This is a genomic window from Sphingobacterium sp. BIGb0165 (assembly GCF_024810095.1).
Classification (GTDB): Bacteria; Bacteroidota; Bacteroidia; order Sphingobacteriales; family Sphingobacteriaceae; genus Sphingobacterium; species Sphingobacterium detergens.
In genome coordinates this window covers 236,896-260,290 of record NZ_JANUEB010000008.1, presented here as the reverse complement: position 1 = coordinate 260,290, position 23,395 = coordinate 236,896, and the positions used below count along the sequence as shown (strand labels likewise).

The 23,395-nt window shown below is 40.1% G+C and carries 18 protein-coding genes; 10 read left to right on the top strand and 8 right to left on the bottom strand.

What is annotated here, in order from left to right:
* Positions 1-11: 11 nt before the first annotated feature.
* From M2408_RS19445 to M2408_RS19430, 4 genes are read right to left on the bottom strand one after another with little or no spacing between them, the layout of a single operon-like run.
* Positions 12-1,061 (bottom strand): N-acetylneuraminate synthase family protein, encoded by a 1,050-nt coding sequence (locus M2408_RS19445; RefSeq protein WP_259185916.1) that lies wholly within the window; start codon positions 1,059-1,061, stop codon positions 12-14.
* A 5-nt stretch (positions 1,062-1,066) separates the two neighbouring features.
* On the bottom strand, positions 1,067-1,804 hold the full coding sequence (locus M2408_RS19440) for a cytidylyltransferase domain-containing protein (RefSeq protein ID WP_259185913.1): 738 nt from the start codon (positions 1,802-1,804) through the stop codon (positions 1,067-1,069).
* A gap of 14 nt (positions 1,805-1,818) precedes the next feature.
* On the bottom strand, positions 1,819-2,895 hold the full coding sequence (locus M2408_RS19435) for a lipopolysaccharide biosynthesis protein (RefSeq protein ID WP_259185912.1): 1,077 nt from the start codon (positions 2,893-2,895) through the stop codon (positions 1,819-1,821).
* 2 nt (positions 2,896-2,897) lie between these two features.
* Positions 2,898-5,432, bottom strand: coding sequence for an SLBB domain-containing protein (locus M2408_RS19430; protein WP_259185911.1), 2,535 nt, complete (start codon positions 5,430-5,432; stop codon positions 2,898-2,900).
* A 304-nt stretch (positions 5,433-5,736) separates the two neighbouring features.
* Between M2408_RS19430 and M2408_RS19425 the strand changes: the two genes are divergently transcribed.
* The 5 genes from M2408_RS19425 to M2408_RS19405 all read left to right on the top strand — a co-directional run bounded on the left by M2408_RS19425 (position 5,737) and on the right by M2408_RS19405 (position 10,313).
* Positions 5,737-6,651, top strand: a complete 915-nt coding sequence (locus M2408_RS19425) for a DUF5106 domain-containing protein (RefSeq protein WP_259185901.1) — start codon at positions 5,737-5,739, stop codon at positions 6,649-6,651.
* Between the two features lie 3 nt (positions 6,652-6,654).
* A complete protein-coding gene (locus tag M2408_RS19420) occupies positions 6,655-7,125 on the top strand; it encodes a S24/S26 family peptidase (RefSeq protein WP_259185899.1) in 471 nt (156 codons plus the stop codon).
* Between the two features lie 230 nt (positions 7,126-7,355).
* Positions 7,356-7,625 (top strand): PqqD family protein, encoded by a 270-nt coding sequence (locus tag M2408_RS19415; protein WP_120261165.1) that lies wholly within the window; start codon positions 7,356-7,358, stop codon positions 7,623-7,625.
* Positions 7,626-7,646: 21 nt separating this feature from the next.
* Positions 7,647-9,275 carry an ABC transporter ATP-binding protein gene (locus tag M2408_RS19410; protein ID WP_259185896.1) on the top strand — a complete coding sequence of 543 codons (1,629 nt, stop codon included), beginning with the start codon at positions 7,647-7,649 and terminating at the stop codon, positions 9,273-9,275.
* Between the two features lie 123 nt (positions 9,276-9,398).
* On the top strand, positions 9,399-10,313 hold the full coding sequence (locus M2408_RS19405) for a hypothetical protein (protein WP_259185894.1): 915 nt from the start codon (positions 9,399-9,401) through the stop codon (positions 10,311-10,313).
* A 116-nt stretch (positions 10,314-10,429) separates the two neighbouring features.
* Here M2408_RS19405 and M2408_RS19400 read toward each other — a convergent pair whose 3' ends face one another.
* Complete coding sequence (locus tag M2408_RS19400) at positions 10,430-11,995, bottom strand: S41 family peptidase (protein WP_259185893.1); 1,566 nt, start codon at positions 11,993-11,995, stop codon at positions 10,430-10,432.
* 90 nt (positions 11,996-12,085) lie between these two features.
* Positions 12,086-13,366: a replication-associated recombination protein A gene (locus tag M2408_RS19395; RefSeq protein WP_259185888.1), complete on the bottom strand. Its 1,281-nt coding sequence runs from the start codon at positions 13,364-13,366 to the stop codon at positions 12,086-12,088.
* A gap of 383 nt (positions 13,367-13,749) precedes the next feature.
* On the opposite strand from M2408_RS19395, the gene M2408_RS19390 reads away from it, so the two are divergent.
* From M2408_RS19390 to M2408_RS19380, 3 genes are all read left to right on the top strand, one after another.
* A complete protein-coding gene (locus tag M2408_RS19390; RefSeq protein WP_259185887.1) occupies positions 13,750-14,847 on the top strand; it encodes a lipopolysaccharide assembly protein LapB in 1,098 nt (365 codons plus the stop codon).
* 204 nt (positions 14,848-15,051) lie between these two features.
* On the top strand, positions 15,052-17,172 hold the full coding sequence (locus M2408_RS19385; RefSeq protein WP_259185885.1) for a carboxy terminal-processing peptidase: 2,121 nt from the start codon (positions 15,052-15,054) through the stop codon (positions 17,170-17,172).
* 237 nt (positions 17,173-17,409) lie between these two features.
* The gene (locus M2408_RS19380) at positions 17,410-18,240 is read left to right on the top strand and encodes a universal stress protein (protein ID WP_259185878.1); all 831 of its coding nucleotides are present in this window, start codon (positions 17,410-17,412) and stop codon (positions 18,238-18,240) included.
* Positions 18,241-18,383: 143 nt separating this feature from the next.
* Here the strand turns inward: M2408_RS19380 and M2408_RS19375 are convergent, their stop codons facing one another.
* Positions 18,384-18,791, bottom strand: coding sequence for a DoxX family protein (locus M2408_RS19375; protein ID WP_259185874.1), 408 nt, complete (start codon positions 18,789-18,791; stop codon positions 18,384-18,386).
* A gap of 394 nt (positions 18,792-19,185) precedes the next feature.
* On the opposite strand from M2408_RS19375, the gene M2408_RS19370 reads away from it, so the two are divergent.
* Complete coding sequence (locus M2408_RS19370) at positions 19,186-20,016, top strand: universal stress protein (protein WP_223584137.1); 831 nt, start codon at positions 19,186-19,188, stop codon at positions 20,014-20,016.
* Positions 20,017-20,085: 69 nt separating this feature from the next.
* Here M2408_RS19370 and M2408_RS19365 read toward each other — a convergent pair whose 3' ends face one another.
* Positions 20,086-20,988: an LD-carboxypeptidase gene (locus tag M2408_RS19365; RefSeq protein WP_259185871.1), complete on the bottom strand. Its 903-nt coding sequence runs from the start codon at positions 20,986-20,988 to the stop codon at positions 20,086-20,088.
* Positions 20,989-21,211: 223 nt separating this feature from the next.
* On the opposite strand from M2408_RS19365, the gene metG reads away from it, so the two are divergent.
* On the top strand, positions 21,212-23,281 hold the full coding sequence (gene metG, locus M2408_RS19360) for a methionine--tRNA ligase (RefSeq protein ID WP_259185869.1): 2,070 nt from the start codon (positions 21,212-21,214) through the stop codon (positions 23,279-23,281).
* The last annotated feature ends 114 nt before the right edge of the window (positions 23,282-23,395 follow it).

Below are 23,395 nucleotides of genomic sequence, written 5' to 3'. Positions count from 1 at the left end.
GATATGAATATTTAAAAATTAATAAAGGCGCTATAGATAATTTCATCTTTTGCGATATCCTTGTTAATAGTTTTACCTATGATGGTATCTCTTTCTGACCACTTCAACCCGTCACCAGGGGAGAGCAAATGAAGGTCATCAGCTGTAATAATATCACCCGCTTTAAGATCTTTTAATGTTGCTATCGAACGTTCCAATTTAACTTTTGCAGCCTTTACATCATCTTCAATAAAAATATCTTCTACACCTAAGGATCCCTCAAACAGTCTGATATCACGAACCATCCTGTTCACACCATCTGGTCCTAACGATCCCGCTTGGTCAGTCCCTTTCATTCTTCTATCTATTGTGATATGTTTTTCTATAATCTCAGCCCCCATAGCAACCGCTGCGAGTGGAGTAGCGATGCCTATTGTATGATCCGAATATCCAATCTTATAGTCAGGATAATTTTTCTGCAAAAAAGGAATCGTGTTTAAGTTTGTATTTTTAGGATGAGTTGGATATTGTGATACACAATGTAAAATACTCAAATTATTATGATATTTAGTGATTACACCAATAGCATCATCTAATTCCTTTTTACCCGCCATACCCGTAGAAACAATAATCGGAATTTGGGTTTCTGCCAATGCTTCCAATAAAGGGAGGTTGGTCAAATCCCGGCTCGCAACCTTCAGATAATCTGGTGTAAAAAGCTTTAACAGGGAAAGACATCCAATTGCACATAATGTTTCAACAAAATCAACACCTTTCTCTTTGGCATATTTATAAATTTCAAAGTGTTGCTCATCATTCAACTCCAATACCTCACGATGTGCTCCGTAAGTGCTTGCAAATGCATGTGGTGAATTGTAAGCAGCATCCATTTGCGATTTCGACAACTCTTGTTTCAAATCTCTTTTTGTCAATTTTACAGCATTCATTGGCTGCAATTTTAAACCAAATAGATCTTCTTCAATTGGCCGACAAGCTAAATCTATGATTAGTTTCGCCAAATCAACGGAACCGTTATGATTTTGTCCTATTTCACCAATAATATATACATTTTTACTTTCCATATCTTTTATTTTTTATTGCTCATAATAATTGTTTCCATTTTTTTTAATAATTTCTCATCGCGACTTATCCGCTCTGCAAGCTTTTCAAAAGGTTCATTAAGAAAACTTCTATATTTTTCACCTATTGACAAAAGATTGTCATAGTCCTCCGGAGTATCAATCGTTAGCCGAATGCGCTCAAAGTCTTGTTTAAATATTGTAAGCTCGACCAACTTGACATTATAATCTTTAGCATTTGTATAGATGCCGTAAGTCACGTGCTCCTTAATCTTAAGATCGTCAACAGATTTATCCAACAATTTAAGCGCCTCCAAACGCACAATCTCACCAAATACGCCAAAATGCGTGAGTACCGTAGGCACATTTTTATAAGAAAATGAGAAATAATCACAATCTTCTGCCCTATACTGCTCAACTAAACTCTCCAGTTTGTGAAGATCAATCAATGGACTATCGGAGCATATTCTGATTACTGTATCAAAGTTATAATAAGATGCGGCACCAATGTAACGCGCAAGAACATTATTTTCATCTCCTCTATAATAGGCTATTTGGTGAGTTGACAAATAGTCACACAACTCATCGTCATTTCCATTCGTAGTCGTTGCAACGACAATCGGCAAATTCAATTGTCGCAATCTCTCGATCAAAAAAAGAAGTATAGTCTTACCTTCAAAAGGTTTTAATATCTTCTTAGGCAGTCTAGTCGAGCCTAATCTCGCCTGTATTATAATACCAATCATAAAGCTTATTTAACTCAATCTTTCATGGACATGCGAATTGTATTCATGACAGTTAATACAATAACAGTCATAAAACAAAGAAGAAAAGCCCCAATAACCGCTCCTTTTATCAGCCCGATTTTGCTCTCCCTAACAGGATAAACAGGGTTATCTATAATCTGAATTAACGGTGCCTCCTTCATTAATGCAAGCTTTGATAGTTCCAAATTTTGTAAAAGCTGAGCTAGAATTGTTTTATTGGTCTCCGCAGAAAACTGTGATCGCTGCGCAGGAACGACCCTAAGGACTTGCTTTGTCGGATTTAAATTTGGTGTATTATCGATTGCAACAGCAGCAGAAGAGATTGCTCCATTCATTGCTGCTCTCACAGAATCTGTCTTATGTTGTAAGATGGAAATATTATCCAATGATTTTTTTGTCTTTGTCTTTATATAGAACTCGTTCACTTCTGTAACAAGTGCTTCGTTAAATTCCTTGGCAAAAATTTCATTTGTTCCTGAAACATCGATTTTTATAATAGACAATTTTTTATCAGGTTTTCCAACAGCCAATTTTTTAGCATTGATATCGTCGACAACTTTACTAATAACACTGTCCCTATGTCGTTGGATAGTAGCACTATTTTGGTGCTTCAGAGCAAAATCAACAGTTAACAATTCTGGTCGCTTCTTCTTCCATTCCTCCTTTAGCTGCTCCATATCAAAATAATAGTCCAATAGCACTTTGGATGAATCACTTTGTGATGGCTTTAGAAGCGCTGCTTCAATCATTGTCCTTGATTTATATAGCTCGATTAAATTATCGCCTTGAAAAATTCCTCCATTTCCACCCCCAAGATCCACCCCCATCATGGAAGCTATTCCCGCATATTGTCCTAATCCATTACCAGGCTCAGCACCTTCCAATACAAAACTGGTTGTAGCTGTATAAACCGGCTTTTTTATTTTAGCATAAAGTATACCTGCCACTGAACCTAAGATAATGGCAAGAATCACAATATACCATTTGGAGATTAGGTAACGAATCCAATTCTTAATACTGAGAATGAGTTCTTTTAACGTAATATCGGGTTTATTCTTTGTCTCGGTCATATCTATTTAAACAAACTCACAATAATTGCCAATGTTGATGCGATCCCTGTTCCAATACCAATCCAAGCCTGTGAACTTAGCTTCTCTCTCGGAGCACGTTTAGGAACGACAATCTCAGCCCCGGGCTTCACCATAGGATAACCTCCATCTTTCCCTTTTACTGCACCATTGGCATACTGGACAAAGACACGCTTTTTCAAAGCATTATCTGTAAAACCACCAGCTTGATTGATATAATACTTCAGGTTCTTGCCTTTGACATATACCACATTATTTGGGTTCAAGACTTCACCGACGACCTTCACTGTCTCCAGTTCTTTGGGTACAGTAATTATATCTCCGTCTAAAACCAATAAATCACCACGTTGATAGGGATTTTCCAGGATCTTGTTTAATTCAATACCAACAAGATCGCTGGGTTCAACATCCGCTGCAGACATTCCTTGTTGTGACACCTTGGCCAATGCTGTACTTTTAGCTTTTGAGTTATCTGCATTTTCCTCTTCAGACTCTCTATCTTGTCTATTTTTCTTATTGTTATTTCCCACTTCGTCCAGGCTATCTTGCTCAAGCTCTTTTTTCAGACGCTCTTTCTCTTTTTTCTCCTCTGCTTTCAATTTGGACATCCCCGTACGTTTTAAAGATGCTCCTTCAATATAAGCGTACGTTGTTAAGCCACCCGCCCGCTTGATGATATCGGAAATACGTTCATCTTCACGTGAAATGGTATAAATACCCGGATAGAGCACCTCGCCCTCGATCGTGACTTGCCGCTGTGTACGGAACCCAGCGTCTCCTAAGACGGAAACAACATCATAAGGTTGTAAAGCGATAGTCGGATCTGTAAGGAAACCATCTTTAATATCGACTAAAATAGTCTGCGAAGAACTATGATCGTCAGCATTGCGCTGTTGAAGTCTTCGGGCAATCTCCACACGTGCATTTTTTGCAGCCTCAGTAAATCCGCCAGCTTTTTGAATAACGTCACCTAGCGTTGCATTGCTAGCGAAAGGTAAATCACCAGGAAAACGTACTTCGCCTTGAACGGTAAATTTATATTCGTCACGTAAATCAAAAATAGAAGCGATTTCGATCTTGTCCTCACGCTTTAATGGTATATCAGCAACTGTACCAGCCAATACTTCGCGTACATTAAAATTAATTAACTCGGAGGTATTATCTGCTTTCAGACGATTGATGATTCCTCGTTCCAAAAAGGCATCCTCACGTACACCATCAGCCATTTCAAGCACTTGCTTGAGTGTCAGACCTGACTCCAAACCAAATATACCTGGACGGAATACCGCACCAAGAACAGATACCCGATTGGCATAACGTTCTAATATCGGCTCTACAATATATTGATCTCCACCCTTAGGCGTATAATTTGCGAACTGGTCAGCATAGACATCTTGCACACTGCGCTCACGTCCTGTCGTTTGCAAGACTTTGATCTTCGCAGTATAGGCATTCTCTGTAAAATCGCCTGCGTAACGCAAGATATCGGACAATGATTCTCCAGCGACAGTCTCGAAAATAGCAGGTCGTTTTACTTCACCCTCAAACTGCACACGCGCTCCATATACAGGAATATGGATAATATCTTGATCCTGTAAACGTATATTACCTTGTTGTATACCATTGGCCAAAAAATCATATACATCAATTGTGCTGACGACACGATTACCACGGATCACCTGGATCTGACGGTAAGTACCATTTTTATTGGGGCCTCCAGAAGCATAAAGTGCATTGAAGACTGTCGCTAAAGAAGGTAAACTATAGGTACCCGGTTTGGTAACAGCTCCGGTCAAAGTAACACGGATCGTGCGGATATTACCAATTGTTACACTTACATTGGTCCTTCCTGAACGGATTGCAGGATAGGTTCCACTCAAACGTTGTTCAATCTTACTCTTCGCCGCAGCGATCGATAAGCCCGCAACATTAATCTGACCAACATATTCCACCTTGATCATTCCATCTGGGCTGACAGGTAAATTATAAGAGGCTTCATTATCACCTGTGATATCCAATAAGATCTCATCATCAGGACCAATTATATAAGAACTTGGTGTCGCCATCCGAAGATTGGGCTCAAAAGTGATGCTATTATTTTTAAACAGGTCCGCCCCAAAAATCTTCAATTTACCATCATCATGCTGAACGGAATCGGGATTATTATTGCGTTTATTTTGCAAGGAATCTGTCGCATTTACACCTCCCACTTGACGACCAGCTACTCGCCCTGTAGTAGCGGTCGTATTAGTTCGCTGCGATTGGTCTGGTTGTTGTTTCTTGCGCTTAATTTTCGCCAAACGTTCTTTTAATTTTTGTACTTCAACAGCAGATACCCCTTGCGCACGGGCAAAACCATCCAGTTGGCTCTCATCATAGCCCATTAAAGCAGCTTGTTTTACGTATTGCTCTATCTGTGCATCTGTCAGATTATCTACTTTGATATTGGCAGGATTGGTCTGTGCGTATACTGAGCCCACAAATCCGATCATGCAAAACCATAATACTATTTTTTTCATTCGATATATTGGCGTTTGCCGCAAAATTAGTAAAACTATTTAATTAAATCGTTTAAAATATTTACACCAGAGGTTCTAAACAGGCAGGAAAGAGCTCTCTACCTCATCGCTTAAATCTTTCGCTATTCAGGCATCTAACGTAAAAAGGCATTCTTTTGCTACGACTTGCCCCAAAGAAATCAGGAATTTCAATTTAGATAGCGGCCAGGCACATGGACAGCTCTAGCCTCAATTAATGCTGTTGATTCTATCAATGGAATCTTGAAAGTTTTATTAACTTAGCGAAGTTAAGCATTAAATTAGAATGAAAAGTTCAACTCTTGGTCTTTGGTTGCCGATAGGCATGATTGTAGGTCTTTTGTGGGCCTGTGATGGAAATAATAAATCAAAAAAAGAAAGTAACGAAACAATACCGCAAAAAGCGAGTGCCATGAGTACCGCAGATAGTAGCTTGTTACATTTCTGGGATAAGTTCGACATGAAAGACACTGCTCAGGTTAAAAATCCAGACAAAGGAGAGCAGCAACTCGCTGATTTTATCGGATTATTATCAAAAACACCTGATTCCGCTATGCGGGACAAAGCGGTAGACCTGATGTTAGACAAAGCCAAATCCAATAGGACCAGTTTCGACTACTTCATCAAACTATACGAACGTTATCTCTATGATGGTAATTCACCGATGCGAAATGACATCATCTACGAGTCTGTTCTACGTTATATGATCAAAACAGATCTATTATCGGATCTGGAAAAAGAGGCCTATAGACCTGTCTACAAGTTAGTGTTACGTAATAAGGTAGGTCAACTTGCTGAAGATTTTAGCTATGGACTGGCCAATGGCACAAAACAGAAACTCTCACAAACTAAAGGAAAATTCACCTTTTTGATCTTTTATGATCCCGATTGTACCCATTGTAAGGAGACGATCCACCAACTCCGCGATACCCCACAATTAGTTGAGTTATTCTCGCAATTACAGGTGCAAGTATTAGCCATCGACCCTTGGGGAGATCCCAGTAAATGGAAAAATTATATGCCAGAAATGTCCGAAAAATGGATCAATGGTTTTGATACCGATAGCAAGATACTCTCGTTCAACTTGTATGACCTCAAGGCATCTCCAACAATATATCTCTTGGATGAAAACAAGAAAGTCCTATTGAAAGACACGTATCTACAACCGGTGATCCAATATTTTGTTCAACCCAATCAATAATATATGGCTGAACATTCGGAAGACAATAAGACACGTGTTATCTCCAATGAGCTCTATTTTGCCGAAGTACAAGGTATGCTAAATGAGGGCAAGGAAGTTCGTATCCGTATCAAAGGCGGGAGCATGCGTCCTTTTATTGATGACGGAGACAGCGTTTTATTACAGGCTTATCGCGGTGAACCTTTGCAACTAGGCAGTAATATATTGGCCAAACATGAGGGGAAATATGTTTTTCACCGTTATGTAGGAGAAAAGAATGCGCAGATCGTATTGGCAGGCGATGGCAATCTTGTATTGCGGGAGTATATAAGTAGCACGGATATTATTGCGGTCGCTTCTATTCATTTCCCACAAAACTCAGCATTGGAAAATAATTTAAATCATAGCTGGGCAAGATTACGCGGCTTAGGATGGTATCATATTCGTCTGCTACGCCGGGTTATTGCAAAACTGAAACGCTTAATAGCCCGATAGAGCAGATCCTGCTGAAGAAACTGAAATCTATAACGACAAATAAAAAGGTTGAAAAAATAATTATTAACTTTGATTTTACTTATTGTATTTAACCCTAATACGTGACATACCCAAATACCATAAACAAGTAAGAAAAATTTGGGTATTCAATAGGATATTAAAACCGCCGAAGGCAGCATGAGTATATTAAAAAAGGAAAATTAGCTCATGAATAAACAGATAATTTATATATGAAATTAAGATCGGATTTAGTATTGAGAACAATTGGTTCAGATCATTTAATTGTTGACCCGAGTCAGGATATGGTTGATTTATCAACGGTATACACACTAAATAGCACTGCAGCATGGCTTTGGGAGCAATTAAAAGAAAAAGAGTTTGACACGACTACCATCGTTAAACTACTCTGTGAAAACTATGAGGTGGAAGAGGAACAAGCACAATCCGATGCTAAAGTTTTACTTGCGGATTTTGAGAAACAAGGACTATTGGAAAAATAACCTTTCCATTGATCTATCCAAATGAACAACAACAGCCTGAAACAACATGCGCGCTGGGCATGGTCAGTCAGCGATGGTTACCGCGGTAGATTGCTCCTATACTTTGTATTGGAACTGATCTGTATCGGTCTTTCTCTGATCTTTGTATACCTGTCCAAAAAAGCAGTGGATGTAGCGACTTCCCCAGGAGAATTACCCCTTAAATGGCTGTTGATGGGCATTATTGGAAGCATCACGCTAAATGTGGCAATAAAAGGCTATTCAGGCCGTCTGTTGGAGCGTGTCAAGCTCATGCTTACACTCCAACTGCAACGAACCATGCTCGATGCACAGATGTTATCCGTATGGAAACTGATCAAAAACTGGCATACAGGTGATATCCAGATCCGGATTCAGACCGACTGTGAAGAAGTTGCCAATACCATTGCCAATATGGTGCTTTCCTTTGTATTGACTATTATCCAATTGTTGGCGTCGGTCGGTTTCTTATGGTATATGGATCCGATGCTTGCGCTTATGATCCTGGCCATATCACCTCTATTTGTATTTTCAAAGATTTACTTCCGCAGAATGCGCAAGTTGAGCAAGGAGGTAAAAGAGGAGGAAAGTAATTTCTCAAAAGTTCTTCAAGAAAATTTACGTTTCCGTTTGCTTATTCGAGCCATGGGCATTTTCCCAAAAAGGAGGGCAAAATTGACAGCAAGTCAGCAGCAACTTTTCTTACTGAAAATGCGTCAGATCAATTTTTCAACCTATACCCAGGGCGCTATGAAAGTCGCCATGAATGCAGGATATTTGGTCGCCTTCATCTGGGGAGTCTATCGGCTACAATCCGGACAGATTACTTTTGGAACAATGACGGCCTTTTTACAATTGGTCGCTCGAATTCAAACACCAATTCTTGCATTGATTGCTTATATTCCAGGTTTTGTTCGCTTTCGGGTATCTGCAGATCGGCTACTGGAATTACAAGAAGGTGAGATTGAACCTCAAGTAAAACAGGAGCGCCTGAACAAAACGGAAGAACTGCGCATCACCGACCTATCCTTTCGTTACGAGGACAAATGGGTCCTGCAGCAGTTAAACCTTTCCCTCAAAGTGGGTGAACCAACAGCAATTATTGGTCCCAGTGGAAAAGGAAAGACCACCTTAATCCGCCTATTGTTATCACTGCTCAAAGCTGAAAAAGGCGATATCACATTAGTAGATATAGATGGAGAACGATCGTTGGAGGCAAAACATCGCGTCAATTTTGCCTATATCCCACAGGGCAATTCACTCTTTAGCGGAACAATACGGGAAAATCTTCTCCTCCATGTGAAAGAAGACGGAGCGCTGGATATAGAACAGGCACTATGGTTGGCCTGTGCAGAATTTGTATTTGACTTTCCAGATGGGGTAGATACCCTCGTAGGGGAATCTGGCATGGGTTTATCAGAGGGACAAGCGCAACGTATCGCTATTGCTAGGGCGCTGATGCACGATGGTGATATCTGGCTCTTTGATGAGGTGACCTCAGCTCTGGACAGGACGACTTCGGATATGTTAACACAACGCCTGCTCGAATATGGAAAACATAAAATATGTTTATTTGTAACACACGACTTACATCTCGCAGATAAATGCCAACACCGCATCTACCTCGATTAATGTACGAGCAGTGATTAGCAAATACAAATAGTTATGAAAAAAATCTGGGCATACCAATAAATATATAAAAGACGAACCGAGCCTTCAAGCTCATGAAGTAATTATTCACATAGGAACTGAATTATGAATATAACGAATTCACCTGAGTTATCTCAAACCCGCTACCGCATCGCTGACTTAATCTTGGAGTTTAACCATCCGACTCATATTGCTTTGAATCATATCCTGGGTTCCTTTCGGGATTTTCAGATCGGTATTGCTGAGGATAAAGCTGATATTACAATTAATATCAGTCTAGAAAAAGCACCAGTAACAGCGGATATGGGGTTATTGCGGACAGATGAGTCTATTGCTTGGGGAGATCGCTTTCGTTTTTATGAGAAGGAGGACACATTTATTACGACGATAGTAAATGATAACGGAAATGGAACTTGGTATCAGTATAGCAACCGCAACTTTGAGCGATCTACGATTTATGTTCCTGAGAGCTCAGCAGGTGAACAGAGTGCTGTAATTACCTGGATGTCCATGATGATATTTGGTCAGGCCAGCCTCCTGCATGATACCATAATGATCCATGCCTCCGTGGTCAATCATGAGGGTAACGGAATCGCATTTTTAGGGAAAAGTGGAACTGGAAAAAGTACGCATAGTAGGCTTTGGCTTACCCATATTCCCAATACTGTATTGCTCAATGATGATAACCCGGCTATCCGAATAACAGCGGCGGGCATTTTTATCTATGGAACACCATGGAGCGGCAAGACCCCTTGTTATAAAAATGAACGATTACCGCTAAAAGCCTTCGTCCGGTTACAGCAGGCTCCGACCAATACCTTTACCTGGCAACCAGGACTTAAAGGCTTTATTGCTGTGTTACCAAGTTGCACAGCAATCCGATGGAATAAAGATCTCTTTGCGAGTATGAATACAATTTTGGAAAAAATTGTAGGTGAAATACCGGTAGGTTATCTACAATGCTTGCCCGACGCGGCCGCTGCCCAGCTGTGTTATTCATCAATATTTAGTAGTGAGTAATAAGTATTAAGATTTTATTAAAGTAAGAGGTCACAGGATGACTTGATTATCCTGTGACCTCCATATCTCTCATAGCTATTCTCATACTTGCTCTCTTCTCAAGTAGCAACACTAACTTATTTACTCCTTGTCTTGATCATGCCACGTTCTGGCCTTGTATGCATTTTGCCCTGATTCACCGTTTGGATCGTACGTGCAGAAATACTGCGTATAGCTGCCCGTGATTTACTTGTGGGGGCTGCATCAGCCAAAGCAGTTGCCAGCATTTTCTCCTTAGGATCTCCAGCGTCGGCTGAAACATCGTCACCGACACCACTCTTATCAGGAACTAGACCGTCCCAATAATCACGCAAACCAGATTCAGTTCCCTTGTTATATTTCTCACCGAGATTTCCGCGTGAATTCTTCAGAATAAATGAAGCCGGCCAATAAGATACTTTGTCTCGGACTTTCTGCTCGAAAAACCCAACCGGCTTACCGTAGGTTCTTGATTCGGTGGCTATAATTTCGACCGGAAGATGCGGAGTAAGCACGTTGATTAGCATCTCAGCCGCTGAAGCAGTCTCTTCGCTCACCAAGAAATAAACTTTATTAAGATTTAACGTACTTAATCCGTCAAAGTAGGTATCATGCATATTCAGTTGATCTCTTAAGTTCTTTGCTGCATCCGACTGCATATACTTATTCATTTCATAGGTCAGCATCAGTTTACCTTTGGTCTTGGCGCCGCCGATCTTATCCGCAACATAGATAGCCGCATCTACATAGCCCCCGCCATTGTAACGCAGATCAACAATCAGGCTTTTGATCTGTTTGGCTTCATATTGGGCAAAGGCCGCATCAATATTCTTCTGATTTTGATTGTTACTGCCAATCTCCTCAAAAGAAGATAAGGCCAGATAACCGACATTATTATTACTGTTGAGATAGATCGTATCCTTGTAGATCGGATTGATCACATACGAATTGTTATAGCTCATCGCTTTTTCGAACAGCTTATTATCCGCACGCTTCACCTGAAGAGTAAGAGCTGCTGCATCCAATGCCGAATTGATTCTATTTCTCAATCGACTATAGGCTGCAGGATCTTTTACTTCGCAGGCTCTGCCCCCATCCGGACAGCTGACTTCGATCGAATAATTTTCCTTGTCATTATTGACAGATGTAATGATATCGGCGCGTTTAAACCCCGCCAATTGCGCTGGAGAGCCCCCTTCAACAAAGGAAATATAAGGTCGTGCAGTAGCTGCATCCAAAGAAAACCATTGCACGGAAATGCCATAGCCTTCATTGTTATCCATCTTTGTACTGGCCTGCTCAGCGATATTGTAACCGTTGATACCTTCCATAAAGGAAAAGCGGTCAAAAACCCCTGCGTAACCAGCCGCCACATGGACAGGTGTCAACCTTTTGAGTGCATCAAGCACGTTACTGGCCGAACCATATTGATCGGTATACTGAGCCGGATTTTTTAAATAATCCGGAATAGATCCATCCGCCCAAACGGAATAGAGCTTATAATATTTATAAATATCGTCTTTAATAAGCTGACCTTCGGTACGGTCAGTTGGTTCCGGCTCCGGTTCGGGCTTTGGATTATCCTTTTTACAGGAAAGAACAGTAAGTCCGATCAGCGCTATCGCTGCCCAACGCCCTACTTGCTTTAGAGGCACTATGTTCATATGTTGAAGCAATTTGTAAAACAAATATAGATATTAGTATTGAGTAGTTAGTATTGAGTATTGAGATTTTGTAGTGGCATTTTTACTTTCTCAATATCTATATTTCTCTTTCCATTTGTCCCGAAGGCTCTGGCGGATCTTCTCCTCCTGAGGATTTTGCCCCGGTTCGTATAATTTTACACCACTAACCTCTTTGGGCAGAAATTCCTGTAGCACAAAATTTCCAGGATAAGCATGTGCATATTTATATTCGGCTCCATAGTTGAGCTCCTTCATCAGTTTGGTCGGTGCATTACGGATATGTAAGGGAACTGACAGGTCACCGGTTTGTTTCACGAGCGCCTGTGCCTTATTGATGGCTTCGTAGGATGCATTGCTCTTGACCGAAGTTGCCAGATAAATGACGGTTTGCGAAAGAATAATGCGTGATTCGGGCCATCCGATGACGTTCACTGCCTGGAAACAGTTATTCGCCAATAAGAGCGCATTGGGATTGGCATTTCCAATATCTTCTGAAGCTAAAATCAATAACCTGCGGGCGATAAATGAAGGATCTTCTCCCCCTTCGATCATTCGGGCAAGCCAGTATACAGCCGCGTTCGGATCAGATCCCCGTATAGATTTAATAAAAGCCGAAATAATATCATAATGTTGTTCCCCAGCTTTGTCATAGATCGCCATATTCTGTTGCACCTGCTTCAACACAAAAGCATTGCTAATGGGTTCCTTGTGAAGTACTGCGGCATTGATAACAAGTTCAAGTACATTTAGTAACTTACGTGCATCACCACCAGACAAGCGTAACAGCGCCTCATACTCTTCAACAGCAATTGCTTGCTTTTGGAGATATTCATCCTCATGCAGTGCCTTTTGAACCAGACCGATAAGATCTGCCTCTGAGAGGTGCTCCAGCACATAGACCTGACAACGGGATAACAAGGCTGATATAACCTCGAATGAAGGGTTTTCAGTTGTCGCGCCAATCAGTGTAACCAAACCGCGCTCAACAGCCCCCAGTAGCGAATCCTGTTGGGATTTGGAAAAACGATGTATTTCATCAATAAACAGAATTGGCTGATCCTGATTGAAATTCATCAGTCGCTCGGCTTTATCAATGACCTCCCGGATATCTTTTACGCCAGCCTGAATTGCACTCAGGGCAAAGAAAGGTCTATCCAGCTCCTTGGCAATCAACAGCGCTAAACTTGTCTTTCCAACACCTGGAGGCCCCCATAATATCATTGAGGGGATATTCTTTTGTTGGATCGCATGATAAAGTACTGCATCGGGACCAACAATATGCTGCTGCCCCACATAATCTTTCAATTGATGTGGTCGTAATCGTTCTGCAAGAGGGATACGTGTTGCCATAGTACAAATTTAAAAATTAAACCCTACAATAACTAAATATTTTAGTGTAGCCTAATGAAGGACACCCAGGCAGTGGATCCGTAGCTAAAAAAGAAAATAACCGGTAAGCTACAGGCTTGTACCGCCAAGGTCTCAATACGAACTACTTAATACTCAAAAAACACTTTAACATTTTTTCACACAATTTTTCTCCATATTTGCTCTATTATTAAAGTTCTTTATGGCGGAGCAGAGATCGATAAATTGATTTCACTATACAATTTATCTGAGTTTGCTCTATTATTAAAGTTCTTTATGGAAGAGCAGAGATCGATAAATTGCTTTTGGTATACAATTTATCTAAGTTTGTATGAGACGTAATTGACGCGTAATAATGAATGAGTATGACGAAATACTGGACCTTACTTTTGACTGCCCTAACCACGACCCTTGGAATGAGCGGAAAGGTTATGGCACAGAATACCCCAAAAGACTATACTGGGGCGATAAAAAAATATGATGCTTCCTTTAGCGGCGTAGGTCCGGAGGTGTATTTCCTACCTCCCCCAAAGACTGAAAACGAAATTATTGAAGACAATTATACTGGCAAAAAAAGCTTTAGCAAGGAAATCGCTAGGCAACTGCTATTCCAACGTTTATTACTGCAGTTGAAAAGCACCACTAATATGGGGCATTTTCAATATCTGATGAATCCCGTTCCGGCTAATACCACAGCATGGAATAATACCATCGAAAATCAGAAAAAAGCGGAAAACTGGATTGCGGGCTATGCCTTAGCCAATGAGGCTGCCTTATTTGCAATTAAGAATAATGATAGTAGTGCTGCTTCAAAATTTCTATATGATGCATTATCATTAGCAAATCGTACCGACAACAAAGATGATATTGCAACAATTAACTTGAATTTGAGCAATTTTCAATTGTATCATGGCGATTTCGACAAAGCCGAAGAAAGCGCCCAAAAATATCATACCTATGCCACGGTAAGCAAAAGCTATCTCGAGCAGGCCAATGCCTGGTTATTAATTGCTATGGCCCGTGCAGGACAAAAAAACTTTAAGGCCGCCGAAAATAACATTATCCGAAGTGCTATCCCCTTATTTAATAAAGCAAAGGCTTATGAAGGTAAAATATTCGCATGGGAGATGCTGGCGGAGATCTATTTTAAACAAAACAAATACACCGAAGCACAATGGTTTTTATTGCAGGCACGTGATCTGGCCAATGCAAAAAACCTGAGTGGCGAGCTCGCAGAGATCGAATATCTGCTTGCCGCTTCCAAGCAAAAGGATGGGAATTACAAGGTGTCTATCAAAGAATTTATTCAAGCGGCTGAATTGGCCTCCAACGAGAATAACAAACAGTTGTCGTTGGCGATATTAGACAAATTGGGCGAAGTATACCTTGTATTGAAGGACTATCCTTCGGCCGACCAGACCTACAAGGCTTATACACAACTGAAAAACGAATTGTACAATTAATTGATCTTCGTAAGATAATAGCAACCGAAGAATCGAAAGTAAGAAATAAATCGTATTTTAAGCTTTTTGTAAATATTAAAGGATAAATCAAATAAATTTTTAGAATCTATGATAATGTGCTATGAATTTCACTAAATTTAGCACGCTTATCAACAAGAGCTGAATATTTTTATTTATAAAATGATTATTAAAACTGTCGAAAATATGTTTAGGAAACTCATATTTGCACTTTTTGTGGTATCTATTGTCTCTTGTGGTTCAAAACCACGAGTAGCACTTCCAGATGATGGTGGGCTCAAACCGAGCACACAACATCAGATCATCGCGAAAGAAGTGATTGGATTATTGGAAAATGCAAGCTACAAGAAGGTCAAAATGAATGATTCGATATCTGGAATTATCTATGATAATCTGATCAAAGGTTTAGACCAGAGCAAGAATTATCTTCTTCAATCGGATATTGATGCATTTCAGGCTTACAAGAATAACCTTGCCCAGGATATAAAAGGAGGAGATCTTTCTTCTGCCTTTCAGATCTTCAATGTCTATAAAAAGAGATATTTGGAAAGAATGCAATATGCACTTTCTGAAATCGACAAAAAGCAAGATTTTACCAAAGATGAATATTATCAGCCTAACCGTGAAAAATTAGGTTGGTTCAAAACAGATGCCGAAGCCAACGATCAATGGCGTAAACGTGTGAAGTACGATTTGTTGAACCTGGAAACTGCTAGTGGAAAATCTACCGACAGTGCAAAAACCAAGCAGGTGGAAACATTGAAAAAACGTTATGTGAATTTAATCTCACAAACAAAGAAATATAATTCAAATGACGCCTTTCAGATCATCATGCAGGCGCTTACAGATGCTGTAGATCCACATACTTCTTATTTTAATCCTTCTTATGCGCAAGCCTTTAATGAAGGAATGGCGAATACATTTGAAGGTATTGGAGCAAGACTGACCATAGACAATGAGGCCGTAAGCATCAATGAGATCATTCCCGGTGGACCTATCTTTAAAGACAAGACCATCCAAGTGAATGACAAGATTATAGCTGTGGCCCAAGGTAAAGATGGTGAATTTGAAGATATCATCGGCTGGAGATTAGACGCCGCTGTAGCCAAAATAAAAGGTCCTAAGGGAACGATCGTACGACTTAAGATTATCCCGGCAGGACAACCGATGAACTCACATCCGCGCATTGTTTCCTTAGTACGCGAAAAAATCGTAGTCGAGGAAGAATCTGCCAAGAAAGAGATCATGAACATCAAAGGCGCTGATGGAAAAATGTATAAAGTCGGGGTAATCAATATTCCTAAATTTTATATGGATTTTGAGGCCTACAGAAGACGCGATCCAAACTATAAAAGTACAACAAGAGATGTAAGAATGATCTTAGATACGCTAAAACAAGCCAAAGTGGATGCTGTAATTATCGACCTACGTTTCAATGGCGGCGGCTCACTTCCTGAAGCGATTGATCTTACGGGATTGTTTATTGATAAGGGACCTGTTGTACAAGTGAGAGATACTAAAAATAATATTGATGTCGAAGAAGATAAGAATGCAGGTGTAGCATGGGATGGCCCATTAGGTGTAATGATCAATCGTTTCTCTGCCTCGGCATCAGAAATTTTCGCCGGTGCAATTCAAGATTATGGTAGAGGAGTAATCCTTGGCTCACAAAGTTACGGTAAAGGAACTGTTCAATCGGCTATTGATATGTCGCGTGTGATCAGCCCTACAAGTCGCCTATTATTGAAAGCATCAGGAGAGAAAGATCCGGACACACCGGAAGGAGCACCACAATATGGACAGATCAACATCACGCTGGGTAAATTTTACCGTGTCAATGGCAGCAGTACGCAACACAAAGGAGTAACTCCTGACATTACATTCCCATCCCAATTCTCCGCAGAGAAATTTGGTGAAAGCTCAGAAAAATCTGCTCTTCCTTGGGATCAAATTCAATCCAGTAACTTCAAAAAAGTAGCGGATATGAGTGGAGTGGATAAAAAGTTGGAGACACTACATGAGACCCGGATTAAAAATTCACTGGAATACAAATATTTGAAAGAAGATATTGAAGAGGCTCAAAAAGATGAAGATGTCAAAATTTCATTGGAATTAAATAAATTCAAAAAAGAAAAAGACGACAATCTCAAGAAAAATAAGGACCGCATCAATGCTTTATTGAAATTACAGGGTAAACCGGCATGGGAAGAAGGCAAACCCCAACCTAAGATGGACCTTGATTTTGTAAAAGATGAGAGTGCGAAAGTAATGACTGATTATATCATTAATTTTGCGAACAAAAAATAAAGACGGGTAAAATTCCGCGAAAAAAGGCAATCGTAACAACGGTTGCCTTTTTTATGATGCTCATCACAATCTCAAAGCTTTAACATCAAATTCATCTTTTCTTTGTAACTTATCGTAAGATTAATTGTTCTACATATAAAGGCTTTAAAAATAGGACTGACAATAGCTTAACAACGTCAGAATCTATAAGATAAGAGCCTGGATAATGATGGATTTTACCCTTAAAACGATATCACAATGAAACGTATCCTGCTTCTAACCGACTTTTCAGAAAATGCACTTTTAGCCGCAAAACAAGTAGCCTTATGTGTGGAGGCTTGGAAAACTGAAAAAGTTATTGTTTACCATACTTATAATAGTGTAACAATTGTAAACAATGAACCTATTGTTGTGGTTAACGACGAAGTAAAAGAGGCCAAAGAGAAAGAATTAAATGCCTGGTTGGAGCTAATCGGGCCACTTTTTCCACCACAAGTGACACTGTCCCACAAGATGGAAGATGTCGATCTTCCGATAGGTGTAAATGACCTATGTAAATCCGGAGATATTGATCTTGTTGCGCTAGGGATCACAGGACAGACCGGTTTCGCAAAGATCTTGGTAGGAAGCAATGCTATTACCTTAATGGACATCTGCAATAAACCGATGTTGATTGTCTCCCATAAGGTAAATCCGGCTGTTCCAAAAAATGTACTGGCAACCACTGACCTGAAAGAAGTTGACAGAAAACTGAGCCTATTTAACCTAGATCAAGTCCTCGACACTTTTTCAGCGCAGTTATATGTTTTGAACGTTGCGAAGAAAGAAGGCTCTGCCGCGGATTTGGCACAAGAATTAAAACATTTGCATGAACGGCTGGATAAGTATAAACCCATCTATGATTACATCAGTCATGATGATATTACATTGGGAATAGCAGAATATGCGAAAGAGAAACATATAGACCTCATCCTATCATTTCACAAGAAACAAGGTTTATTGGCGAGCTTATTTAAAACTAGTATATCCAAAAAAATTGCCTGGAACGGCGCTGCAAACTTATTAGTTATTCCAATGGATAAATCATAAATAGCATAAAGGGGTGTCTAAAAGATCCAGACACCCTTCTTTTCTTATTCATCGCCCTTTAAAGTCTCTTTCCAAATATTCAATGTTCAGAATACACTTTTTTAGGGGTGCTGCCATTCTACATAGATTTCTATGTATACAATCTATTTCTTGTCTACAGAATGTTTCCCTGGACCGATAAAGACGAGTCCCAGAAATACAAAGAACAATTCAATGGCATGAGATGCGCCAGAGACACCATCACCTTTTGAAAGATGCATCAATCCAGCAACCAGCATGGTAAAAGCAAGTAACAAGGCTGAAGGTCTAAAAAAAAGGCCCAATAGTAAGAAAAGACCACCAATAGTTTCCGTAGCCGCAGCCATAAAGCCCCAAAATGTCGGAATAAAATTGATGCCCATATTGCCCATGGCCTTTCCAACCCCCGCCCAGAGCTCAGGACCTCCTTGCAGCTTCGGCAAACCATGCATAATCATCATGACACCTAATCCGATACGAAGGATCAATAAACCTGTATCCCTATATTTTCCCAATGAATTCCAAATTGCCATAAATAGAAAATTATAATGTATTAAAATGTTAATTACTGTTTGATATTTCTAAAATAATCAATTTTTATTGATTTGTGTCTATTTCCAGCGGTATCAATAAACTCATTTCATTCGCTAATTAGTACCAATTTATCCTACAGAGGTATCGGTGAACTTTCCCCCTTCATGCGACGTACTTTATCCACCTTTAATGAGAACAAAATTAGGGCAAAATGTGTTAGCTCTTCTTGATATAAATTAAGAAATATAACAAAACATGCCTATTTGAGTGAAAGAAACAAGGACGAAATGAGGGAATACACTTAAAGAAAAATAGGGAAGCTGACAGAAAAATATTGTATTTATGATACTAAATACGTAATTTAAGTCCCATAGACCCGATTATAAAATTATTATGAAGAATCTTCTCTTGTTAACAGATTTCTCGGACAATGCCTATGCTGCAGCTCAATATGCCGCAAAATTAGCTCCACTTTGGGGCATAGAAAGGGTTGTGTTGTACCATACTTATGAGGTTATACCAACAGTTGGAACAGAGCCTGTTGTCATCAGCAATTTGGATATATTAGAAGAAAAACAAAAAGATCTCAACGTGTGGCAAGAAGATCTCATGCAACTCTTTCCACAGGGAATAGCATGGAAAGTGATACTGGAGGAGTATGAATTGAGCTATGGTGTCAACCGCACTTGTGCTGAGGAAGATATCGATATTGTTGTCGTCGGAACTGCTGGAAAAAGTGGTTTTAAAAAGCTTCTCTTGGGTAGCAACACACTAAAATTAATTGAGAATTGCCACACGCCGTTATTGGTTGTACCTGCCAAAGCCGAATTCAGAATCCCTAAAAAGATGCTGATCGCAACCAATCTCAAAGAAGTGAAGCTTAAGTTAGACCGGCTGTTGATCAATGCAGCTGAAGTACTCCGAAAGAGTGAAGTCTATGTTGTGCACGTCACCAAGGAAGATCCCGCCAGTAAAGTTGTCAGCACAGAGATTAACATTATGAACGATCTGCTGGCCCCCTACCATCCCATATACAGCTATATCTTACACTCGGATATTGCCGTTGGCATCAATCAATATATTAATGAAAACCACATTGATATGATGGTTACATTCCATCGCGACAAAGGGTTGCTTAGCCGGATTTTCAACACCAGTATTGCACAAAAAATGGCTTGGAAAAGTCAGGCAGCCATGATGGTTATTCCTGTACATTCAGGATAATATAAAAATATCGATAATTAAACAGTATTGTCCCGGACAAAGCTATTTAATTATCGATATGGTTAACCGCTATAAATAGATGAGCTCCGTCTTATCGGCACTCGTTACTAATTTCACTTTGCGGCCTAATACCAGTGCATGGTTATCATCTATATGTCCTGCTGGATAACCAAAGGCGACAGGAAAATCATATTCGTTGACTTTATCCCAGATAATCTCCTCTACAGTCTGTCCAAATGTAGGATCGTTATCTTTCATGGATGAAAAACTGCCCACAATAAGACCTTTCAATTTTTTGAATTTGCCAGCACGTTTCAGCGCCCACAGCATACGATCCACGGAATAATAAGCCTCACCCACATCTTCGATAAAAAGAATTTTATTTGCATACTTGACATCTGAGTCTGACGCCAAAACAGACAATAAAATAGCCAAATTTCCACCAATTAGCTTGCCTTCAGCCTCACCAGAGCGGTTTGGGAACACAGATTGTTCATAGCTAAAGTCTGTGGAAGCACCAAACAACGCATTTTTTAATGTCTCCAAGGAGGCTTTGGTTCCTGATTCAAAAGATTTGGGCATCTGCCCATGTATCGTCGCAATTTTATAGTTACGTTGGATATGGCTATGCAATACTGTAATATCGCTAAAGCCGACCAGCCACTTGGGATGCTGCTCAAACTTAGAAAAATCGATTTCGTCGACAATCCGAACACACCCATAGCCCCCTCGGGCAGCAAATACGGCTTTAATGGATGGATCATCCAGAGCCCATTGGAGGTCTGCAGCACGTAAGTGGTCATCGCCGGCAAATTGATGATAAGATGTCCCTACTGTCTCCCCCACCAGGACTTCAAGCCCCCAGCTCTTCAATGTTTCAATCCCCATATCAATATTCCCGCGGATAAAGCTTGCAGGACAAACGATGGCGACTTTGTCGCCTTCTTTAAGAAAATCAGGTATTTTAGACATATTTATTATGTTTCATATATAATTTGATTCTTAATGACCATGAAGCGATCATTAGCCAACTCATTTTATTTTAGCCCAAAGTAATTTGTTCCAACTCATGATGGTTTCCTCCAATAAAAATTTTCAATGGATGAGGAGACAACAAATTTATCTTAGTATTATACCGCAAATTGAATTATCTTTGTGAAAGAAACAAGTAAAAACTTTAATATACTTTCAAGCATTGAGTATTCTAGATAAAAAACGTTATACAATTACTTCGGCATTACCCTATGCCAACGGTCCTTTACATATCGGACACCTTGCCGGAGCTTATATTCCAGGTGATATTTTTGTTCGCTATTTGCGTTTAAATCAAAAAGATGTGGTCTATGTCTGTGGTTCGGATGAACATGGTGCAGCCATTACCATCCGCGCAAAAAAAGAGGGTATTACGCCACAGCAGATCATTGATAAATACAACAAACAAATCAAAGAAAGCTTTGAAGAGTTTGGCATTTCTTTCGATATCTACCACCGTACCTCCGAACCGATTCACCACCAACTGTCACAAGATTTTTTCCTGAACTTATACAATAAAGGTGAATTTGTCGAGAAATTTTCGGAGCAATACTACGATGAGGAGTACCATCAGTTTTTGGCTGACCGTTATATTACCGGGACCTGTCCAAACTGTAAATCCGAAGGTGCCTATGGTGACCAATGCGAAAAATGTGGTACCTCACTAAGTCCGACAGACCTGATCAACCCAATTTCAACATTAAGTGGGAAGACTCCCGTATTAAAAGAAACGAAGCATTGGTATTTACCATTGGATAAATATCAACCTTGGTTGGAAAAATGGTTAATCGAGGGTAAGAAAAACATTCTTAAATCCAACGTTTTTGGCCAATGTCAGTCTTGGCTCAAGTCAGGTTTGCAGCCACGTTCCATGACCCGAGATTTGGATTGGGGGGTAGATGTTCCCCTGAAAGAAGCAGAAGGAAAGAAACTTTATGTATGGCTGGATGCACCAATAGGTTATATTTCTGCAACGAAGCAGTGGGCAATCGACCACGGAAAAAATTGGGAAGACTATTGGAAAACCCATGATAATCCAGCGGACGATTCAACATTAATCCATTTTATCGGAAAAGATAATATTGTATTCCATTGCATCATATTCCCGGCGATCCTTCATGCTCATGGAGACTATATCCTGCCAGAAAATATACCTGCAAATGAATTCCTTAATTTGGAAGGCGATAAGTTATCGACATCCAGAAACCATGCTGTTTGGTTACATGAGTATCTACAGGAATTCCCAGACAAACAGGATGAATTACGTTATGTATTAACCTCTATTTTACCTGAGACCTCGGATGCTGAATTTACCTGGAAGGATTTCCAAGCGCGGATTAACAACGAGCTAGTAGCGATCTTTGGTAACTTTGTCAACCGCGTGATGGTACTTTCCCATAAATATTTCGATGGCAAAGTATTAAATGGATCTCCATTAACAGCAGTGGATCAAACGGTATTGGATGAGTTAAAATCCTATCCGGCGTCTATTAAATCATCACTGGAGCAATTCCGTTTCCGTGAAGCGCTGGCGGAGTTTATGAATGTGGCACGCCTTGGAAACAAGTATTTGGCTGATGAAGAACCTTGGAAAGTAATAAAAACGGACGAGGAACGCGTAAAAACGATCCTAAATGTAGCGTCTCAGATTGTTGCTAACCTTGCCCTGTTGGCACAACCATTTTTACCAAAAACAGCAATCAAATTATTTGAAATGCTCAATTTCCCACAAGGAAATTGGAACGATGCAGGCAACGAAGGCCTAATTCAGGATGGCCATCAGTTGGGTGAAGTCCAATTGTTGTTTGATAAGATAACAGACGAGCAAGTGGAGTTTCAATTAAACAAACTTGCGGAAGCGAAACTAAAAAATCTCGCGGACAACGCGAAGGTCGCCCCTGCCAAAGAAAATATAAGTTTTGACGATTTTGTCAAAATGGATATCCGCGTAGGGACAATTTTAGAAGCTGAAAAAGTTGCGAAAACAAAGAAATTACTAAAATTAACAATAGACACAGGTATTGACAAACGCACCGTTGTATCTGGTATCGCGGAGTTCTTTAGTCCAGAAGAGATTGTCGGACGCCAGGTCTCAATTTTGGTAAATCTAGAACCTCGTGAAATCAAAGGCATTACCTCACAGGGTATGATCCTGATGGCCGAAGATGCTGATGGTAGATTGGATTTCGTCAAACCGGATACATCGATCAAAGTCGGTAGTACAGTACGTTAGTTAAACGTTAGATATAGCATAAACAAAGGATGCCTGTCGCAAAAGACAGGCATCCTTTGTTTTCAAAAGCCTCCGGTATCTCTATTCCCTTTTTATGATTTGCTTTAGCTACAG